Raw genomic sequence first — 18846 nt, forward strand, 5'->3', positions numbered from 1 at the left:
GGCAGATCCCCGCACCATCGCATACTCACACCGCCTTATAGGCGCGCAGGAGGGACCGTGCTGACCGCGTTTACCCGGGCGTTCCGGACGCCGGACCTGCGCAAGAAGTTGCTCTTTACCCTGGGCATCATCGCGCTGTTCCGACTCGGCTCGGTTCTTCCGACTCCGGGAGTTCACGTCCAGAACCTTGCGTCCTGCTTTGATCAGGTCCGCAACGGTGAAAACGGCAATATCTACGGGATGGTGCAGCTGTTCAGCGGCGGCGCGCTCCTGAAGCTGTCGGTGTTCGCTCTGGGCATCATGCCGTACATCACCGCCAGCATCATTCTCCAACTTCTCGTCGTCGTGATCCCACGCCTTGAAGCCCTCAAGAAGGAGGGGCAGGCCGGTCAGACGAAGATCACACAATATACGCGTTATCTGACGATCGGTCTGGGCATCCTGCAGTCGACGGCGTTCATCGCGCTGGCGCGCTCCGGGCAGCTCTTCCAGGGCTGTGACAAGGACGTCCTGCTCGACCCCGACAACATCTTCATGATCGTCACGATGGTCGTCATCATGACGGCCGGCACCTCGGTCATCATGTGGCTGGGCGAGCTCATCACCGACCGTGGTGTGGGCAACGGCATGTCGATCCTCATCTTCACGCAGGTCGTCGCGGTCTTCCCGTCCGAGCTGGCCAGCATCTTCCAGGCCAACAAGTTCACCTTCGCCGTCGTCATGGTGGTAGGCGTCTTCATGATCGCCGCCGTGGTCTTCGTCGAGCAGGCGCAGCGCCGCATTCCGGTGCAGTACGCCAAGCGGATGGTCGGACGCCGGATGTACGGCGGCACGTCCACCTACATCCCGCTGAAGGTCAACCAGGCCGGCATCATCCCGGTCATCTTCGCGTCCTCGCTGCTCTATCTGCCGCAGCTGCTGACCTCGCTGTTCGCCAACGCGGAGAACCCCAACGCGGTCGTGCAGTGGATTTCGGCGAACCTCACCAAGGGCGACACGCCCATCTACATGATCACGTTCTTCGTCCTGATCGTGTTCTTCACCTACTTCTACGTGTCCATCACCTTCAACCCCACTGAAGTGGCTGACAACATGAAGAAGTACGGTGGGTTCATTCCGGGCATCCGCCCGGGACGGCCGACGGCTGGTTACCTGAGTTTTGTGCTCACCCGTCTGACCGCCCCCGGCGCGCTCTATCTGGGTCTGATCGCCATGATCCCGATCGTCGCGCTCGCGGTGGCCGGAGCGAGCCAGAACTTCCCGTTCGGAGGGACGAGCATTCTGATCATGGTTGGCGTCGGCCTGGACACGGTCAAGCAGATCGAGAGCCAGTTGCAGCAGCGTAATTACGAAGGCTTCCTGCGGTAGTGCGTCTCGTTCTGGTCGGGCCCCCCGGAGCGGGTAAGGGGACACAGGCCCAGTACATCGCGTCGAACCTGTCCATCCCGAAGATCTCGACAGGTGACATCTTCCGTGCCAACGTCTCCGGGGGCACGGAGCTCGGCAAGCTCGCCAAGACGTTCATGGACCGCGGCGACCTGGTGCCCGACAAGGTCACCATCGCCATGGTCCGCGACCGTCTCGCCGAGGACGACGCGCAGGACGGCTTCCTGCTCGACGGCTTCCCCAGGAACGTGGCTCAGGCCGAGATCCTGCGCGACATGCTGAAGGAGTGGGGCCAGGCGCTCGACCTGGTCCTGGAGCTGGTAGTTGACGACGACGAGGTGGTCAGGCGGCTGGCCGGCCGCCGCACCTGCAGCCAGTGCGGTCGCATCTGGCACGTCGAGTTCGATGACAAGAAGGACGACCGGTGCGACGCCTGCGGCGGCACGCTGTTCCAGCGTGACGACGACAAAGAGGAGACGGTCAGGCATCGCCTGGAGGTCTACCAGGAGCAGACGGCGCCGCTGGTGTCCTACTACGCGGACGAGGGCATCCTCGTGGGTGTCGACGCGACCGGTCCGGTCGAGGAGGTCACCCAGCGGGCCATGGAGGCCATCCGCCCTTTCATGGGGTAAGCCCGATGGCCGACTGCGGAGGTGGCACGGATTTCCGTGCCACCTCGCGGCTATTGTGAGGGAATTGGGCTCCCACATCTGCCCGTTGAGACCCCGGGGGGTGCCACACGTGTTCAAGAAGAACCGGCATGGAATCCAGATCAAGACGCCCGAGCAGCTCGACAAGATGCGGGCGGCCGGTCTGGTGGTCGGGCGAACGCTCGATCTGTTGAAGCGCTCCGTCGAGCCGGGGATGACACCCCTGGACCTCGACGCCATCGCCGAGAAGGCGATCAGGGATGAGGGCGCCATCCCGTCGTTCAAGGGCTATCAGGGGTTTCCCGCCACGATCTGCGCCTCGGTCAACGAGGAAGTCGTCCACGGCATCCCGACGAGCGCCCGCGCGCTGCGCGAAGGCGACGTCATCTCCATCGACTGCGGCGCCATCCTCGACGGCTGGCACGGCGACTCGGCGGTCACGGTGCCGGTGGGGGAGGTGGACCCGAAGCTCACCGAGCTCATGCGGATCACCGAGGAGTCGATGTGGCGGGGCATCGCCGCGCTGACCGTCGGCCGCCACCTGTCGGACATCGGGTACGAGGTGGAGCGCTACATCAAGTCGCAGGGCCGCTTCGGCATCCCACCCGAGTACGGCGGCCACGGCATCGGCACCGAGATGCACATGGACCCGTGGATCGCCAACCACGGCCGCCCCGGCAGGGGACCCGTGCTGGAGGCCGGGATGTGCCTGGCGATCGAGCCCATGGTCAACCTTGGTACGGAGCGCACGCGCGTACTGGCCGACGATTGGACCGTCGTGACGATCGACGGGAGGCAGTCCGCACACTTCGAACACAGCGTCGCGGTGACACATAATGGTCCTTGGGTGCTAACCGCCCTCGATGGGGGCGAAGAGCGCTTGGCGCAGCCGTAGACGAGCCGGGAGTGGTGGGTATGGCGCAGAGCCCCGAGATGCGTGCCTCGGACGTCGACAGAGATCGGGTGGCCGGCGTGCTCCGGGAGCACACCGCGCAGGGCCGCATCACGATGGACGAGTTCAACGAGCGGCTCGAACAGCTCTACCAGAGCAAGACCTACGGCGAGCTGGCCCGGCTGACCGCGGACCTGCCGGACGTGGACCTGCGCAACCCGCCCGCCAAGTTGACCGAACCCACCCCGGCGCCCAAGAGCGGCATGCACTCGGGGATGCGCGCGGCCTGGAGCGCGTGGGCCGCGGCCAGCTCGATCAACTGGGTGATCTGGCTGATCGTGAGCGTCACCTCCGGGCACATGATCTACCCCTGGCCGCTGTGGGTGATGGGTCCCTGGGGTGCGATTCTGCTGATCAGCACCATCTTCGGAGGCGGTCAGAAGCGTCAGTGAGTGTGTAGTACTGCACTGTGTGTATTCGTCCGCAGAAGGCGGCGAATGTCCTTCCTAACGTAAGCGGTGCCGGACAACAGAGGGGCTCACCCGAGCAGTCCCGGTCCGGTACGGGGAACCGTCTTACAGGAGGACACAGTGGGTATTCGTCACCTTCTCGCGGGCACCGCTCTCGCCGGCTCGATGGTCGCCGGGGCGCTGGCCATCGCTCCCACGGCCCAGGCAGACGCCGCGACCGCCACCCAGGCGCAGAGCGCCCAGGCCGGCCCGAGGCACTTCTTCGGCCCGTACTTCTCCAACGGCTCCGAGAACGGCGGCCACGAGTCGTACTTCAAGGGCTACTGGCAGCAGCGCGGGGGCAGCTACTACTTCTACGGCGACCTGTACGACCGTCACCACAACGACGGCGACTACAGCTACGTGTGGTTCAAGTACTACGACCGCCACGGCGACTTCCACCGCAACTGGTATCGGTCCGACGACCGCCGTCACTTCGACAGCATCCGCTTCAAGAGGGACTTCAAGATCCAGGTGTGCGAGGGCGGCTCGCGCAACAGCGGCTGCGGCGGCTGGCACGACGTCTTCTAAGCACATCAGCGTCTTCAAGGCACATCAGGGGGGAGTCATCCCAGGGGGTGTGCTGACTCGAGAGGGCCCGCCGGTTCGCCGGTGGGCCTTTGCTGTGCCGCCCGAACCGCTGTGCCGCTCGAATCGCTGTGCCGCTCGAATCGCTGTGCCGCTCGGCCCATTCGGGTTCGCGGGTGCGGTAAGCTGACTCGTGGTTGTGTCAGGACACCTGACACGCGTTTCGCGTTTTTGTCTCAGGTGTCGTACACTCCTTACTCGGCTCACTATGACTATCACGCGTCGGTGCCCGTTGCCGGACGCCGCTCTCTTCGAAGCGTGAGGTCGCGGCTGCTTAGTGAACCGGAGCCTCAGACGATCGATCAGTGAAACGCGAGGAATTTTGGCCAAAAAAGACGGCGCCATCGAGATCGAGGGCACTGTGGTCGAGTCGCTCCCGAACGCTATGTTCCGGGTGCAGCTTGACAACGGCCATAAGGTCCTGGCCCACATCAGCGGACGGATGCGGATGCACTACATCCGGATCCTGCCCGACGACCGGGTAGTCGTGGAACTGAGCCCCTACGACCTGAGTCGTGGGCGGATCGTCTACCGATACAAGTAAGACGTCTGAGGAACACGAAGGACAATGAAGGTAAAGCCGAGCGTCAAGAAGATCTGCGACAAGTGCAAGGTGATCCGCCGGCACGGTCGCGTCATGGTGATCTGCGACAACCTGCGCCACAAGCAGCGTCAGGGTTAGTCGCCGTAAGGCTTCTCCGAGTCCGCCCCGGTTTCAGGGAGCGGGCTCGACGCATGAGAAGCCTGAGACAGTAATCGCGCGTCACACCTGAGCAGGCGGCCTGATTTCCGGGCCGTACCACCCAGGAGACCCTCGGTCGGAGGCCGAGGCCCTCACCCCGGGCATGGGGAGGGGTCGTGAGGCGCAAGACCTCCGCCACAACGAAGGAGAATGCCCGACCATGGCTCGCCTGGTTGGCGTCGACCTCCCCCGCGAAAAGCGGCTGGAGATCGCTCTCACCTACATTTACGGAATCGGCCGCACCCGTGCGCTGGAGGTCCTCGAGGCCACCGGTGTCAGCGGCGACACCCGCGTGCACCAGCTCACCGACGCTGAGCTCGTCCCGATGCGTGACTACATCGAGGCGAACTTCAAGATCGAGGGTGACCTGCGCCGTGAGGTTCAGGCCGACATTCGCCGCAAGATCGAGATTGGGTGCTACCAGGGCATCCGGCACCGCAAGGGCCTGCCTGTCCACGGTCAGCGCACGCAGACCAATGCGCGCACCCGCAAGGGCAAGAAGAAGACCGTGGCCGGCAAGAAGAAGCCCGGTAAGAAGTAGTCCACGCAGCCGCGGGACCGAACACCTCAGGAGTGAAGGCAAAGGATGCCTCCTAAGAGCCGTCAGGGTGCGCCCAAGAAGGTGCGCCGCAAGGAAAAGAAGAACGTCGCTCATGGGCACGCCCACATCAAGAGCACGTTCAACAACACGATCGTTTCGATCACCGACCCCAACGGGAACGTGATCTCCTGGGCCAGCGCCGGCCACGTGGGTTTCAAGGGCTCCCGTAAGTCCACCCCGTTCGCCGCTCAGATGGCCGCCGAGAACGCCGCCCGCCGCGCCATGGAGCACGGCATGCGCAAGGTTGACGTCTTCGTAAAGGGTCCCGGCTCCGGCCGTGAGACCGCGATCCGTTCCCTTCAGGCCACCGGCCTCGAAGTGGGTTCGATCCAGGACGTCACCCCGGTTCCGCACAACGGCTGCCGTCCGCCGAAGCGCCGCCGCGTCTGACACCCAGGAGAATCTGAGAAATGGCTCGTTACACGGGTGCGGACTGCAAGCTCTGCCGCCGCGAGAAGACCAAGCTCTTCCTCAAGGGCAGCAAGTGCGAGTCCGCGAAGTGCCCCATCGAGATCCGTCCTTACCCGCCGGGTGAGCACGGCCGCGGACGTCCCAAGGAGTCCGAGTACCAGCTTCAGCTTCGTGAGAAGCAGAAGACCCGCCGCATTTACGGCGTCCTCGAGAAGCAGTTCCACAACTACTACGAGGAAGCCACCCGCAAGAGCGGCAAGACCGGTGAGGCGCTGCTCCAGATCCTGGAGAGCCGTCTCGACAACGTGGTCTACCGCGCCGGGTTCGCCCAGTCGCGCGACGCCGCTCGCCAGCAGGTCCGTCACGGACACTTCCTGGTCAACGGCAAGAAGGTCGACATCCCCTCGTACCGCGTGCGTGAGCACGACATCATCGAGGTCCGTGAGACCAAGCGCAACCTGCTCCCGTACGAGGTGGCTCGCGCCACCGCCGGTGACCGCTCGGTCCCGGCGTGGCTCGGCGTCGTACCGGACAAGGTCCGCGTCCTGATCCACCAGCTGCCGGTCCGTCAGCAGATCGACACCCAGGTTCAGGAACAGCTGATCGTCGAGTACTACTCGAAGTAAGTAGTGGTTGAGGTGCGGTTCGCCGCACCTCAACTAGGCTTGTATCGGAGTGGCGTCATATAGCGGGCGCCACACGAAAAGGGGAGACCCCACATGCTGATCGCTCAGCGCCCGACTCTTCTCGAAGAGTCGATCGACGACACCCGATCCCGATTCGTCATCGAGCCGCTGGAGCCGGGTTTCGGCTACACCATCGGCAACTCGGTCCGCCGCACGCTGCTGTCGTCCATTCCGGGCGCGGCCGTGACGAGCATCCGGATCGAGGGCGTGCTGCACGAGTTCTCGACCGTTCCCGGGGTCAAGGAAGATGTCACCGACATCATCCTCAACCTCAAGGAGCTCGTCGTCTCCTCCGAGCACGACGAGCCGGTCGTGATGTACCTGCGCAAGCAGGGCCCGGGTGAGGTAACCGCCGCCGACATCGCGCCGCCGGCCGGTGTCGAGGTGCACAACCCCGAGCTGCGCATCGCCACGCTCAACGGCAAGGCGAAGCTGGAAATGGAGCTGACCGTCGAGCGCGGTCGCGGCTACGTCTCCGCCGCGCAGAACAAGCAGCCGGGTCAGGAGATCGGCCGTATTCCGATCGACTCGATCTACTCCCCGGTGCTCAAGGTCACGTACAAGGTCGAGGCGACCCGAGTCGAGCAGCGTACCGACTTCGACCGCCTGATCCTCGACGTCGAGACCAAGCCGGCCATGAAGCCCCGCGACGCGGTGGCCTCCGCCGGTAAGACCCTCGTCGAGCTCTTCGGCCTGGCCCGTGAGCTCAACGTCGAGGCCGAGGGCATCGACATCGGCCCGTCGCCGACCGACGCCGCCCTGGCCGCCGACCTGGCGCTGCCGATCGAGGAGCTGAACCTCACCGTTCGCTCCTACAACTGCCTCAAGCGCGAGGGCATCCACACCGTGGGTGAGCTCGTCGCCCGCAGCGAGCAGGACCTGCTCGACATAAGGAATTTCGGCGCCAAGTCGATCGAAGAGGTCAAGCAGAAGCTGCACGAGATGACGCTGGCGCTCAAGGACTCCCCGCCCGGGTTCGACCCGAGCGCGGTGGCCGGCGCCGGTTACGACGACGACGACAGCGCGTACGTCGAGACCGAGCAGTACTAAGCCATCGCGAGGGCTCTGCCTCGCGACTCCCCGCGCCGAGCGGTTCCCGCTCGGCGCGGGCGACGGTAACGGCTCGCATCGCCCCTAGAGCGACTGCGACCGGCCCGACTCCGGTACCTGGTACGGCCGGGGCGGGTTAACTCACAAGGAGAACGCAATGCCCAAGCCCACCAAGGGTGCACGTCTTGGCGGCAGCCCGGCGCACGAGCGGCTGATCCTGGCGAACCTCGCCACGGACCTGTTCCGCCACGGCAAGATCCGCACCACGGTTGCCAAGGCCAAGCGCGTCCGTCCGCTGGCGGAGCGCCTGATCACCAAGGCGAAGAAGGGCGACATCCACAACCGTCGCCAGGTGCTCACGGTCGTCAAGGACAAGGGCGTCGTCCACCACCTGTTCACGGACATCGCGGTGACGTTCGCCGAGCGTCCCGGCGGTTACACCCGCATCACCAAGGTGGGCGCTCGTAAGGGTGACAACGCCCCCATGGCGGTGATCGAGCTGGTGACCGAGCCGCTGAACCCGGTTCGCGTGTCGCGCACGGAGGCTCCGGCCGCCGCTGCCGCTCCCGCTCCCGCCGCTGAGGCCGAGACTGAGGCGCCGGCTGCCGCGGAGACCGCCGCGTCGGACGAGGCCGCCACGGCTGAGGCCGCTGACTCGGGTTCGGCCGAGGCTGAGGCCGGCGAGGCGAAGAAGGACGAGGCCTGATCCGTCAGGTCGGCTGAAGTCGGGCCCAGATCCCCTCTACGCGGGGATTCCGGGCCCAGTTGAATCGGGCTCGGGCCCCTCTTGCGGGGGTTCGGGCCTGTTCGCGTTTTGGGGAGGGCGATGGTGGTACGGCTCCGGCTTGATCTCGGCTATGACGGGACCGACTTCTCCGGGTGGGCCAGGCAGCCGGGGCTGCGTACGGTCCAGGGGGAGATCGAGCAGGCTCTCGGCAGGATCCTGCGGCTGGCCGAGCCACCGGCGCTGACTGTCGCCGGGCGTACGGATGCCGGGGTGCACGCGCGTGGGCAGGTGGCGCACGTCGATCTTCCCGTGGAGGCGTTCTCCGCCCTCGACCGCAACCACCGGAGATCCGCCGGGTCCGAGCCTGTGGCGGGTTTTCCGGCTGTCGGCTCCATGGGAGTCGGCGCGGTGTTGCCGCTGGACGTGGATGAGCGGCTCGCTACACTCCTGCGGCGGCTGGCCGGGGTACTGGAACCAGACGTGCGCGTTCATCGGGTCTCCGTGGCTTCTGAGGGCTTTGACGCGCGGTTCTCCGCTCTGTCACGGCGGTACGCGTACCGCGTGAGTGACGCGGCCGGTGGGGTGGATCCGTTGCGGCGCCGGGAGGTGGTCTGGCACAACCGGCCGCTGGACCTGGACGCGCTGAACGCGGCGGCCACGCATCTGCTCGGCGAGCACGACTTCGCCGCCTTCTGCAAGAAGCGCGAGGGGGCCACCACGATCCGGCGGCTGCAACGGCTCGACTGGGTGCGGGAAGGCGACGGGGTGCTGGTCGCCACCGTGGTCGCCGACGCGTTCTGCCACTCGATGGTGCGGTCGCTGGTCGGCTCTCTCCTGTCGGCCGCCGATGGGCGCCGGCCCGTCGAGTGGCCCGGGCAGGTGCTGGGGCGGGCCGTACGGGACTCCGGGGTGCATGTGGCGCCCGCGCACGGCCTGTGCCTGGAAGAGGTGACCTACCCGCCGGACGCGGAACTCGCCGCGCGCGCCCTCGCGACCCGGCGCGTCCGCACGCTGGGCGATGATCCGCCCGCGATCGACGAGCCGTAACCCGGCGGGTCCGTACGTGGGCGGTGACTCGCCCGCGATCGACGAGCCGTATCCCGGCGCGTCGATCCGCCCGCTGTCGACGAGCCTGGCCCCGTGCCGAGCGGGTTGTCAGTCGTTGGTGAGGCGGCGTTCCAGGGCCTGGGAGGTCTGGTCGCGGAAGGCGCCGCTGACCTTGCCGAGTGTCTTCTCCTTGGTGCCGGGTGTGTGGCCGTCGGCGTACGTGGCGTAGCTGAAGACGATGTAGCGGCCCCAGACCAGCCCCGCGGCGTAGCCGCCCGCGATCTCCACGCGTTCGCCGCCCGTGCCCGCCGCCGCGGGCAGGCCGCGGAACCAGACGTTGCGGCCGAGGTTCTTGGCCTTGTCGGCGCTCATGGCGGCCTCTTTGGTCGGCAGTACGGCGATGCCGGTCGTCACGGCGTAGCGGCGCTTGGTGTCCACGTACGTCGCTCGTACGATCCGGCTGCACTTCTGCTCGCGCAGCGCGTCGGCGAAGGGACCGGAGGCGGCCTTCTCGCAGCTCCCCGTCATGTCGGTCTTGACCTTGGAGAAGACGGCTCCCTCCGCCTCGATCTTCTTCTTCGGGAACGCCTCGGAGAGCGACATCTTGCGCGGGTCGGTCTGCTCGGAGTTGAGGATCGAGGTGGCGGGGACGACCGGAGTCGTGGAGGCATCGGGGCTGACGATGGCCGGGGGTGCCGTCGTCGGCGGTTCCTTGGCGGCCGTCGTGGCGGCGGGCGGCGGGGCGCTCACCGACTTGTAGGCGAAGAAGCCGCCCGTGGCGACGCCTGCCAGTGCGAGCACGCCCAGGGTGATGAAGAGGGTTTTCCGGCCCGCCGGCTTGCCGGGCTGGCCGGTGGCGGGCGGTGTCGCCTGGAACGGCGACTGCTTGAACGGTCCCTGCCCGTAGGCGGCGGGCGGTGTGGAGCGGTCCTGCGCGGCCGGGACGGGCAGGGCGGGGGTGGGTTTCTGGCCCCATACCTCGAACGGGAGGTCGGGGACGTTGCCCTTCTGTTCGGTGCCCTTCTGTTCGGTCCCGCCAGGGGGGATCGGCGGCCAGACCGGGACGTCGCTCGGCTCGGCCGGGTGTCCGGCGGCGTGCGGGTCGAAGGCGGGTGGTGGGGTGCCGGCGTCGAAGGCGTGCGGGCGAGCGTTGGGGCCGAAGGCGTGGGGGGCCGTCGCGTCGAACCCCGGCGCGGTCGCATTCGGGTCGAAGGCGGGCCCGGTGGTGTTCGGGTTGAAGGTGCTGGGGGCGCCGGTGTCGGGGTTGAAGGCGTGGGGGGCTGTCGCGCCGGACGCGGGCGTAGTGGGGTTCGCGCCGGACGCGGGCGTAGTGGGGTTCGCGTCGAAGGTGGGATCGGTGGCGTTCGGGTCGAAGGTCGGTGGGGCCGCCTCATTGACGGCGAAGGGGCGGGCGGACGCGCCCCTCGCGTCGTAGGGGGCGGTCAGGTTCGGGTCGGTCTGGTAGTCCTCGGCGTCCTCCGAGGGGTCGGCCTCTTCGTAGTCGGCCGCGGGCTGTCCGAACGTGGGGCCCTTGGTCGTCGGCCCGCCGTACACGGAGCTCTTGGGCGCGGGGTCGCTGTCGCCGGATGTGGGGGCTCCGGGCGGGATGATGCCCCCCGGGCGGGTGGGGGAGTCGTCCGGGGGCGAGCTGTCCGATGGGACGTTCCAGGGCGATGTCGGGGCGGACACGTCGTCGGAATCCGGTTCCACGGCGAGTTCGCCCGTGGCGGCGGGCCAGGGCGGCATGGCGGGCGGGTCCGAGACGGGGGCGGGCCATACCTGCATGCCCGCGGCCGCCGCGGTGAAGGCCGGTGGCGGCTCCCACGACGGCGCACCGGGCACCACAGGGTCGACCGCCCAGGTGGCGGGCTCCTCGGGGATGGGTGCGGGCCAGGCGCCGGACGCCGGAGACCATCCGGCGCCGGGCCGGCCGGGAGCCGGGGCGTCCTGTCCCGGTTCGGCGCTCGGCCACGAGGGCTGGGGACCGGAGGGCGGACTGCCCGATTCGGACTCGGCGGACTGCCATGGAGGCTGAGCGCCCGGCCCGCCGGTGTGTGACGGAGGCTGGGCGCCTGGCCCGGCGGGGTGTGACGGAGGCTGAGCGCCTGGCCCGGCGGGGTGTGACGGAGGCTGAGCGCCTGGCGCCGGGCTGTGCGACGGAGGCTGGGCGCCCGGTCCCGGAGCGGTGGGTGGCCGCGTGGGTGCGGAGCCGGCGGGCGGAGGGCCCGCGGCAGGAGGTCGCGGAGACGGGGACGGGGTGCCGGGCTGGGCGCCGAGGTTGCGGGGCAGGCGGCCGCGCATGGGGCGCGGCGGGCCCTGAGGGTCGGCGAACCAGTCGTACGGCGCGGCGTCGTCGCCCGCCACCTCCCACGGCTGCGCGCCGGGGAAGGCCGGCAGGCCGGGAAGGTCGGACTGGTCCTCGGCCGAGGCCGGGTCCGACGGCTGCGGTTCGAACGGCTGCCACTCGGACGGCGAGTCGAAGGCCGATGCCCCGGTCACCGTCTGCTCAGCATCCGATGGCGTACCCGGGAAAGCGGGCAGCATGTCATGACCGGCATCGTCATAAGCGGCACTCCCGTAAGCGGCACTCCCGTAAGCGGCACTCCCGTAACCGGCGCTGTCAGAGCCGGAGTCAGCGCCCGCGCCGGGCTCCGGTGGCGATGCTGGAGTAGCTCCGGGCGCCTCGTGAGACGCCCGTGACTCGGGATATTGAAGGGGCTGGCCGAAGCTCGGCGGTGGCGTCGCCGGTGCGGCCGAGCCGTCAGATTCCCTACGATCGTTGTCAGACCCAGGTTCCTGGCCACGCATAAGGGGGAGCCTAGCGAGAGTCGCGAGATCGTTATGCCGGTATGGGCGTTCCCGACTGGATCATCGATGCCGTTTGGGTACGTATCAAAAGGTTTGAGGCTTTCAGCTGCCCGGGTGGCCGGTCAGCGTGCGGGAGTCAAGGGCCTTGAAGACGGTGGCCTTGGTGATGTCGTCGACCGCCTGGAAGAGCTTCTTCTGCCCCTTCTTGTCGGGCTTGCTGCCGTCCTTGTTCTGGAACCAGATCATGACGGCGTAGTGGCCGTGCATCCACATCTGGGTGCCGCCGCTCCCGGTGCCGAGGCTCTTGGTGAGCGAGTCCTTGCCGGCCAGCGGCTTGACGTAGTCGGTCTTGCTGCCGACCGACTGCACCTTGGTCGCGGTCTTGCTGGACTTGAGGTTGGCCACGCCGACCGTGCCCATCAGCTTGCCGGCCTTGTCGCGGAAGCTCGCGCGGATGATCTGCGTACACTTGCCGGCCTTGAGGGCCTTCTGCAGCTTGTCGCCGACGGCTCCGTCGGAGCACTTCTTGACCTTGCTGGTGACGGTCATCGTGTACGAGCGGCCGCCGACGGCGATCTTCTTGGTCGCGAACAGCTCCTTGACCGTGAGCGGCTCGGGGTCGGTCTTGCGATCGGCCGCGTAGCTGTACTTGCCGGGAGGGGACGACGGCAGCGGCGCGGAGGTGCGGCGGGCCGCCTGGGTCTCGGCCTGGTCGGCGCCGCCTGACTTGAACATCACCACGAGGCCCGCGACGAACAGGCCGAGCACCGCGACGCCGCCGAGCGTGAACCAGAGCGGCCCACGCGAGCGTTTGCCCTCGTCGTAGGGGCTCCATGTCGTGCTGCGGCGCGCCGGTTCGGCGACCGGCTCGGCCGCGGCCGGTTCCTTGGCCCTGCGACCGGTGGCAGCCCCGATCGGTTCGAAGGGGTTGCGGGAGCCGCCGGGTTCGGCCGTGTCACGGGCCCTGCGAGAACGGCGGGGGGTGCTCTCCGTGCTGGTGTCACGTTCGTCGGGAAAACCCATGCGGCGACATTACCGTGAAGTGGTCATGAGTAGCCGAAGTCCTGCGTCCACCACGGACCGCCGGCCCCGGCCACCACGCCGACGCCGATGGACTCGATGCGGCAGTTGAGGATGTTCTGGCGGTGGTCCTTGCTGTCGAGCCAGCCGCGGACCGCTTCTTCGGGAGAGGTGTAGCCGCGGCCGATGTTCTCGGCGGCGCCCGCGCGGTATCCGGCGCGCTCCATCCGGTCCCACGGCGAGGAGCCGTCGGGGGAGTCGTGGGTGAAGCGGCCGCTGCTCGCCATCTCAAGGGAGTGCGCGCGGGCGGAGCGGGTCAGCCTCGCGTCGGTCCGGAGGCGGCCGCAGCCGCGCTTGAGCCTGGCGGCGTTGGTGAGGCTGACGACCTTGGCCGCCATCGCCGGCGACATCTCGGCGGTCTGCTCGCCGAGCACCCGCGTGGGATCTTCGGCGGTGTAGCCGGGCACCATGTTGCCGTCCGGGCTCTTCGTGGGCTTGGCCCTGACGCTGCCGCGCGGGACCCCGGCGGTGCTCTCCCTGGGGATGCGGCCCGCGTACGGCAGCGCCTTCTTGGCCGTGGGCGTGACCGTGGGCTTGGCCTTGGCCGCGGCGGGCGGGGCCGTCTCGTTGAGGTAGATGTGGCCGGTTTCTTCGACGTTGTCCGTCAACCGCCCGATCAGCACACCCGTGAACAGAACCGCCATAAGACAGGCGAGCACCCCCAGATGGTTCCGGCGCCGTGCGCTCCGCTGGGTGTGCCGGGTGAGAGAGGTGTGCCACATGCCACACCCAACGATAGAGATGTCTGGTCCTGGGAAAGAAGGGATCCCAGGGAACCGAAATCGAACCGTTCTGTGTCAGGTAGACTGATCGCAGGTTACCGGTCTTTTGACCAGCACCCTTAAATGCGGGTAGCCTAATCAATCGTTGTGTGCATAGGTCCAGCGCGACCGATGCGCGGCGCGTCCGGCGTCATCTCCCATCATCGAGCCCATCGGGCCGGGGAGACGGAAGGTCCGGGCTGCCGTGTGCCCGCACCGACCGACCCTAGAGCTGTCGCTTCCCGACAGCGCCGAAGACGCGAGCATAAAGAAGGCTACGACCGTGCGCACGTACTCACCGAAGCCCGCCGACGTTCAGCGTCAGTGGTACGTCATCGACGCGACCGATGTCGTGCTGGGCCGGCTGGCCAGCCACGTCGCGATCCTGCTCCGCGGCAAGCACAAGCCGATCTTCGCCAACCACGTCGACACCGGCGACTTCGTCGTCGTCATCAACGCGGACAAGATCGCGCTCACCGGCAACAAGCGTGAGCAGAAGAAGGCCTACCGCCACTCGGGTTACCCGGGCGGTCTGCGTTCCGTCAGTTATGGCGAGCTCATGGACAAGCGGCCGGACAAGGCCGTCGAAAAGGCCGTCAAGGGCATGCTGCCGAAGAACTCCCTCGGCCGGAAGATGGCCAAGAAGCTCAAGGTCTACGCGGGGTCCGAGCACCCGCACCAGGCCCAGCAGCCGGTGCCGTTCGAGATCACCCAGATCGCCCAGTAGTAGTCCGAAAGATTTAGAGGAGAACCGTGGCTGAGCCCACCGGTGTCGAGACGGCCGTCGAGGCCGAGGTGGAAGAATTCTCCGGCGAGGAGTTCCCTTCCGAGTACACCACCGAGTCCACCGCCAGCGCTGACGCTCCCGTGCGCAAGCCCGTCACCACGGGCAACTCGTACGGCACCGGTCGCCGTAAGGAGGCGATCGCCCGCGTGCGCATCGTCCCCGGCACCGGCAAGTGGACGATCAACGGTCGTTCGCTGGACGTCTACTTCCCCAACAAGGTCCACCAGCAGATCGTCAACGAGCCCTTCGTGGTGCTCGGCGCCGAGGAGGCGTTCGACGTCATCGCGCGCATCGACGGTGGCGGCGTGACCGGCCAGGCCGGCGCGCTGCGCATGGGCCTGTCCCGTGCGCTGGCGATCCTTGATGTCGAGACCAACCGAGCGCCGCTGAAGAAGGCCGGCTTCCTCACCCGTGACGCCCGCGCCACGGAGCGGAAGAAGTACGGCCTCAAGAAGGCCCGTAAGGCTCCGCAGTACAGCAAGCGCTAAATTGGCGCGTCTTTTCGGCACCGACGGGGTTCGTGGGGTCGCTGGTCGCGACCTCACGGCGGAGCTCGCCATGGACCTCTCGGTCGCGGCGGCTCACGTCCTCGGCGATGCGGGCGCGTTCACGGCCACAGGACGTCGTCCTGTGGCCGTCGTAGGCCGGGACCCGCGTGCCTCGGGGGAGTTCCTCGAGGCCGCAGTGGTCGCCGGCCTTGCGTCGTCCGGAGTGGATGTGCTGCGCCTCGGCGTGCTGCCCACCCCGGCCGTCGCCTACCTCACCGCCGCGCTCGGCGCCGACATCGGCGTCATGCTGTCGGCGTCGCACAACGCGGCACCGGACAACGGCATCAAGTTCCTGGCCCGGGGCGGTTTCAAGCTGTCCGACGCGGTCGAGGACGAGATCGAGCGGCGGCTCGGCGAGGACTGGACCTTTCCCGTCGGCTCCGCCGTGGGCCGGGTGCGTGATGCCTACGGTGAGGCCGACCGCTACATCTCCCATGTGCTGACCACGGTCAGTGGCCGGCTCGACGGTCTCGACATCGTCGTCGACTGCGCACATGGCGCCGCTCACATGGTCGCCCCCGAGGCGCTGGTGCGATCCGGAGCCAGGGTGGAGGCCATCGGCGCGCGGCCCGACGGCCTCAACATCAACGCCGGCTACGGCTCCACCCACCTGCCCAAGCTGCAGCAGGTCGTCGTCTCGCGCGGCGCCGACCTCGGCATCGCGTATGACGGCGACGCCGACCGCTGCCTGGCGGTCGACCACACCGGCGCGATCATCGACGGCGACCAGATCATGGCGATCCTCGCGGCCGACATGCACGCCGAGGGCACGCTGGCCAAGGACACTGTGGTCGCGACCGTGATGTCCAACCTGGGCTTCAAGCTGGCCATGCGCGAGGCGGGCATCCACGTCGTGGAGACCGCGGTGGGCGACCGCTACGTGCTGGAGCGCATGAAGTCCGACGGCTACAACCTGGGTGGTGAGCAGTCGGGGCACGTCATCATGCTCGACCACGCGACCACCGGCGACGGCCTGCTCACCTCGCTGCACCTGCTCTCGGTCGTGGCCAGGTCGGGCAAGTCGCTGCGCGAGCTGGCCGCGGTGATGACGCCGCTGCCGCAGATCCTGATCAACGTCAAGGACGTGGACCGGGGCAAGGCGTCGGTGCCCGAGCTCACCGAGGCCGTGGCGCTGGCGGAGAAGGAGCTGGGTGAGACGGGCCGGGTGCTGATCAGGCCCAGCGGCACCGAGCCGATGATCCGCGTGATGGTCGAGGCCTCGTCCGAGGAGCACGCCTCCGAGGTCGCCGGTCGGCTGGCCGACGTGGTCCGGGTCGCCTGCGTCTGAGGCTTTTCCGGTGAGGGGCACGGCGGCGCCGTGCCCCTCACGCGTATCCTGCGGCTGGTGAGCGTGACTGTGCTGATCACCGGTGGGCGGGCGCCCGTGGCGCTGGACCTGGCCAGGAAGTTCGCCAGGTCGGGTGCGCGGGTCGTGGTGGCCGAGAGCTCGCGGGCGCAGCTCTGCGCGCGGTCCTCGGCCGTGGCGGTGAGCCATCGGGTGCCGCCGCCCAACCGGGCTCCCGAGGCGTTCGCCGACGCGCTGGCCGACATCGTCAAGCTGGAGGGCGTGCGGCTGGTCGTACCCACCTGCGAGGAGATCTTCTGGGTGGCCCGAGGGCGGAAGCGGCTGCACTGCGAGGTGCTGGCCGAGCCGCTCGGGACCCTGCGGGCGTTGCACAGCAAGTGGGAGTTCGTCCAGCTGGCGAAGGGTTTCGGGCTGTCGGTGCCCGAGACGGCGCTGGTGACGTCGCAGGCCGACCTGGCCGGGATCCGGCGCCCGTTCATCCTGAAGCCTGTTTTTTCGCGCTTTGGTACGAAAGTGCAGGTTGTACGGGGAAATATCGCGTTAAGGGCGGGCGAGGGGCCCTGGGTGGCTCAGGAACTGCTCGACGGGACGCAGATCTGCACCTACTCCGTGGCGGTGAAGGGGCGATTGGTGGCTCATGCCGCCTACGCGGTGGAGTTCACGGCTTCTGGGGCTTGTGTGAGTTTCGAGCCGGTGGAGCACGCCGAGGTGGACGCCTGGGTGACGGAGTTCGTCGCGCGGGTCGGATTCAGCGGGCAGATCGCCTTCGACTTCATGGTCGGCGACCGGGTGCTGCCGATGGAGTGCAATCCACGGGCCACCAGCGGGGTCCATCTGCTGGGCGACGAGCTGGCCGGGGTGCTGCTCGGTGACGTACCCGACCGGCCGCTGCGGCCCGCGCCGGGCACGCGGGCGATGATCGGGCTGGCGATGCTGGGCTTCGGCCTGGCGGGAGTACGCTCCTGGCCGGAATTGCGCCGGTGGGCGAGCGTGGTGTCGGCCGCTGACGACGTGATCGCGGTGGAAGGGGACCGGGGGCCGTTCCTGGCGCAGTTCGGGGTGCTGTGGGAGAACTGGATCCGCTCGTTGTGGACGCGGCGGTCACTGATCGAGTGCTCGACGTACGACATCGAGTGGGACGGCCGGTGAAGGCCGAGCTGTTCACGAAGGACACCCTCGGCGAGCTGCCCTGGCCCGACACCGAGGACGGCGCCTACGCGCGTGACTACCTGGTGCCGCTGGTCGAGCACGGGACCGAGGCGTTCGTCACCAATGTGGCCACGACCTACGGGGTGCTGCTCGTGGACGGGCGCATTGTCCTGCCGGTGTCGGTCAATGATGGTGAACAGGGGAACGCGTGGGTGTGCTCGCCGTACACGCACTATGTGACCTATGCCGGTGAGGAGCTGCGCGTGCTCGGCAGCGGGGTGCTGCGCGCGGTGCTGGCGGCTGCGCTGGCCGCGCTGGGCGCGCTGTGCCGGTGGGCGGAGCTGGACCGGGTGGTGCTGGTCAACAACTGGCTGCTGTCCACGAACCTCTATCCGGCCATCGAGCCCGCCCATGAGCGGGCCGCCATCCGCTTCCTGCGGGAGCGGTTCCCCGGGCACGCCGTCGGGTTCTGCTCGGTGAACCGGCGGATCGACGGCTGTGTGATGGTGCCGGGGCGGCGGATCTACCTGGTGCGGCCGGGGGAGCAGGAGGCCCGGCATCGCAAGCGGTGGCGGCGCGATCTGCGGCTGATCGGGCGCAGAGGGTATGAGGTGGTGCGGCCGGGAGAGGGTGATGCGGCTCGGGTGGTCGAGCTCTATGACCTGCTTTATCTGGATAAGTACTCACGGAACAATCCGCAGTTCACCGAGCGGTTCGTCCGCGAGACCATGCGGGCGGGCACGATCACCTACTGGGCGCTGGCCAGGGACGGGCGGATCGACGGGGTGCTCGGCTACTTCCACCGCGACGGGACGCTGACCACGCCGATCTTCGGCTACGACACCGCGCTGCCGCAGGGGATCGGGCTCTACCGGATGCTGAGCGCGCTGGTCTACCAGATCGCTGTGGACGAGGGGCTGTCGGTCAACGACAGTGCGGGTGCGGGGGAGTTCAAGCGGCTGCGTGGGGCGGTGCCGGAGATCGAGTATCGGGCCGTGTACGTCGGGCATCTGCCATGGCGGCGGCGTACGGGGTGGGTGATGCTGGCCTGGCTGCTCGACCGGGTCGCGGTGCCGGTCATGCGGCGTTACGAGCTTTGAGGGCTTTTGAGGGCTTTT

At 68.0% G+C, this 18846-nt stretch carries 21 protein-coding genes; 18 read left to right on the top strand and 3 right to left on the bottom strand.

Going from position 1 to position 18846, the window contains the following annotated elements; all coding sequences use genetic code 11:
• Positions 1-57: 57 nt before the first annotated feature.
• From secY to truA, 13 genes are all read left to right on the top strand, one after another.
• Positions 58-1368, top strand: coding sequence for a preprotein translocase subunit SecY (secY, locus tag AB0B64_RS22820; protein WP_225293931.1), 1311 nt, complete (start codon positions 58-60; stop codon positions 1366-1368).
• Positions 1368-2018: an adenylate kinase gene (locus AB0B64_RS22825; RefSeq protein ID WP_225293929.1), complete on the top strand. Its 651-nt coding sequence runs from the start codon at positions 1368-1370 to the stop codon at positions 2016-2018. Before secY ends, AB0B64_RS22825 begins: the two co-directional genes overlap by 1 nt.
• A gap of 109 nt (positions 2019-2127) precedes the next feature.
• Positions 2128-2931, top strand: coding sequence for a type I methionyl aminopeptidase (map, locus tag AB0B64_RS22830; protein WP_358179467.1), 804 nt, complete (start codon positions 2128-2130; stop codon positions 2929-2931).
• 20 nt (positions 2932-2951) lie between these two features.
• On the top strand, positions 2952-3380 hold the full coding sequence (locus tag AB0B64_RS22835; RefSeq protein WP_357948180.1) for a DUF1707 domain-containing protein: 429 nt from the start codon (positions 2952-2954) through the stop codon (positions 3378-3380).
• A gap of 138 nt (positions 3381-3518) precedes the next feature.
• A complete protein-coding gene (locus tag AB0B64_RS22840; protein ID WP_357948183.1) occupies positions 3519-3968 on the top strand; it encodes a hypothetical protein in 450 nt (149 codons plus the stop codon).
• A 379-nt stretch (positions 3969-4347) separates the two neighbouring features.
• The gene (gene infA, locus AB0B64_RS22845) at positions 4348-4569 is read left to right on the top strand and encodes a translation initiation factor IF-1 (RefSeq protein ID WP_012887858.1); all 222 of its coding nucleotides are present in this window, start codon (positions 4348-4350) and stop codon (positions 4567-4569) included.
• Positions 4570-4593: 24 nt separating this feature from the next.
• Positions 4594-4707, top strand: a complete 114-nt coding sequence (gene rpmJ / locus AB0B64_RS22850) for a 50S ribosomal protein L36 (protein WP_003956441.1) — start codon at positions 4594-4596, stop codon at positions 4705-4707.
• Positions 4708-4927: 220 nt separating this feature from the next.
• Positions 4928-5308 (top strand): 30S ribosomal protein S13, encoded by a 381-nt coding sequence (gene rpsM, locus AB0B64_RS22855; RefSeq protein WP_214633192.1) that lies wholly within the window; start codon positions 4928-4930, stop codon positions 5306-5308.
• A 45-nt stretch (positions 5309-5353) separates the two neighbouring features.
• Complete coding sequence (gene rpsK, locus AB0B64_RS22860; protein WP_020542285.1) at positions 5354-5758, top strand: 30S ribosomal protein S11; 405 nt, start codon at positions 5354-5356, stop codon at positions 5756-5758.
• Positions 5759-5778: 20 nt separating this feature from the next.
• Positions 5779-6405 carry a 30S ribosomal protein S4 gene (rpsD, locus tag AB0B64_RS22865; protein WP_357948186.1) on the top strand — a complete coding sequence of 209 codons (627 nt, stop codon included), beginning with the start codon at positions 5779-5781 and terminating at the stop codon, positions 6403-6405.
• Between the two features lie 93 nt (positions 6406-6498).
• Positions 6499-7515, top strand: coding sequence for a DNA-directed RNA polymerase subunit alpha (locus AB0B64_RS22870; RefSeq protein ID WP_214633194.1), 1017 nt, complete (start codon positions 6499-6501; stop codon positions 7513-7515).
• A 157-nt stretch (positions 7516-7672) separates the two neighbouring features.
• Positions 7673-8221 carry a 50S ribosomal protein L17 gene (gene rplQ / locus AB0B64_RS22875; RefSeq protein ID WP_357948189.1) on the top strand — a complete coding sequence of 183 codons (549 nt, stop codon included), beginning with the start codon at positions 7673-7675 and terminating at the stop codon, positions 8219-8221.
• A gap of 120 nt (positions 8222-8341) precedes the next feature.
• A complete protein-coding gene (gene truA, locus AB0B64_RS22880) occupies positions 8342-9289 on the top strand; it encodes a tRNA pseudouridine(38-40) synthase TruA (protein WP_358179469.1) in 948 nt (315 codons plus the stop codon).
• A 108-nt stretch (positions 9290-9397) separates the two neighbouring features.
• On the opposite strand, the gene AB0B64_RS22885 is transcribed toward truA, so the two are convergent.
• From AB0B64_RS22885 to AB0B64_RS22895, 3 genes are all read right to left on the bottom strand, one after another.
• On the bottom strand, positions 9398-11788 hold the full coding sequence (locus AB0B64_RS22885) for a hypothetical protein (RefSeq protein WP_358179471.1): 2391 nt from the start codon (positions 11786-11788) through the stop codon (positions 9398-9400).
• Positions 11789-12199: 411 nt separating this feature from the next.
• Entirely contained in the window at positions 12200-13120 is a 921-nt protein-coding gene (locus tag AB0B64_RS22890; protein ID WP_357948197.1) for a hypothetical protein, read from the bottom strand.
• 23 nt (positions 13121-13143) lie between these two features.
• Positions 13144-13899, bottom strand: a complete 756-nt coding sequence (locus tag AB0B64_RS22895; RefSeq protein ID WP_357948199.1) for a CAP domain-containing protein — start codon at positions 13897-13899, stop codon at positions 13144-13146.
• Between the two features lie 322 nt (positions 13900-14221).
• On the opposite strand from AB0B64_RS22895, the gene rplM reads away from it, so the two are divergent.
• From rplM to AB0B64_RS22920, 5 genes are read left to right on the top strand one after another with little or no spacing between them, the layout of a single operon-like run.
• On the top strand, positions 14222-14665 hold the full coding sequence (gene rplM / locus AB0B64_RS22900) for a 50S ribosomal protein L13 (RefSeq protein WP_219531477.1): 444 nt from the start codon (positions 14222-14224) through the stop codon (positions 14663-14665).
• Positions 14666-14691: 26 nt separating this feature from the next.
• Positions 14692-15213: a 30S ribosomal protein S9 gene (gene rpsI, locus AB0B64_RS22905; protein WP_357948202.1), complete on the top strand. Its 522-nt coding sequence runs from the start codon at positions 14692-14694 to the stop codon at positions 15211-15213.
• A gap of 1 nt (position 15214) precedes the next feature.
• Positions 15215-16561 carry a phosphoglucosamine mutase gene (gene glmM, locus AB0B64_RS22910; RefSeq protein WP_357948204.1) on the top strand — a complete coding sequence of 449 codons (1347 nt, stop codon included), beginning with the start codon at positions 15215-15217 and terminating at the stop codon, positions 16559-16561.
• A 57-nt stretch (positions 16562-16618) separates the two neighbouring features.
• Positions 16619-17728 carry an ATP-grasp domain-containing protein gene (locus AB0B64_RS22915; protein WP_358179473.1) on the top strand — a complete coding sequence of 370 codons (1110 nt, stop codon included), beginning with the start codon at positions 16619-16621 and terminating at the stop codon, positions 17726-17728.
• The gene (locus AB0B64_RS22920) at positions 17644-18828 is read left to right on the top strand and encodes a GNAT family N-acetyltransferase (protein ID WP_358179475.1); all 1185 of its coding nucleotides are present in this window, start codon (positions 17644-17646) and stop codon (positions 18826-18828) included. The genes AB0B64_RS22915 and AB0B64_RS22920 overlap by 85 nt, the downstream gene beginning before the upstream one ends.
• Positions 18829-18846: the final 18 nt, after the last annotated feature.

It is taken from the genome of Nonomuraea sp. NPDC049129 (assembly GCF_040648495.1).
Lineage (GTDB): Bacteria > Actinomycetota > Actinomycetes > Streptosporangiales > Streptosporangiaceae > Nonomuraea.